Raw genomic sequence first — 783 nt, forward strand, 5'->3', positions numbered from 1 at the left:
GGCGGGGAAGAGCTGCTGCATCAGGCCCTTCTTGTGCTGTTTCAGGGCCTGGACCTTTTTGGCTTGCAGCCCGATCACCTCATCAAGGGAGGAGAGGCAGTGGGCGATTTTTTGTTGTTCTGTGGGGTTGCGCGGTGCGGGAACTTTATAATTTTTCAGCATCGGCAATTTTATATAACTCATCGCGCTGGTCTGCACTTGCAATGCCATATCGTTCTGCAAATTACCGCCAAGATAAGAATATAAATACTGTGTATTTATATCTGAAAAATCGGTTAGTACATACGTTCTTTGATATGCCTCGAACTTTCCCCTATAATGTTTTGTTTGTCCTACATTGGCATTTCCTGCAACAAGGATCGCCTCACAGTCGAAGGAGTGCGAGTTGCTATAAATATGGTTTTCTGCGCAGGTAAAGAATGGGTAAATGCCATTCTCATGGCCTTCATTTGCATCCTTCTTTCCGGTTCGGATAACGCAAACATCCCCCAACCGCTTCACCTCCCACGCCCCCGCCTCCCGAAACTCAGGAAAGCGCAGCCTGGGCACCAATGACTTTTTCTTGTCGCTTTTACTGCGCATACACTTCCAGCCCTGAAATTTCCTGGCCTTCGGCCTGCTTGCGCAGCAGGGGCGTGAGGTCGTCCATCAGTTCCAGCTCTTTTTGGGCCCGCACCTTCCAGCCCAGCCCCAGGGGGCGGAGCAATTCGGTCAGCGCATCAGGGTCGAAGATCCTACGGCTCAGGATACTGTCGATGAAGCCTTGCAGGGCATCAGGACTGA

Annotated in this window: 2 protein-coding genes; both read right to left on the reverse strand. The window is 51.0% G+C overall.

Annotation, left to right across the window (positions count from 1 at the left end; all coding sequences use genetic code 11):
- The coding region (locus ACOCD2_RS23365) for a restriction endonuclease subunit S (RefSeq protein ID WP_293689510.1) at positions 1–582 on the reverse strand (582 nt) is incomplete at its 3' end.
- Positions 572–783, reverse strand: a 212-nt coding sequence (locus tag ACOCD2_RS23370) for a type I restriction endonuclease subunit R, EcoR124 family (protein ID WP_419583942.1), incomplete at its 5' end; no start/stop codon positions are given. The genes ACOCD2_RS23370 and ACOCD2_RS23365, both read right to left, overlap by 11 nt.

It is taken from the genome of Thiolapillus sp. (assembly GCF_048562965.1).
Taxonomy (GTDB): Bacteria; Pseudomonadota; Gammaproteobacteria; order Chromatiales; family Chromatiaceae; genus Thiolapillus; species Thiolapillus brandeum_A.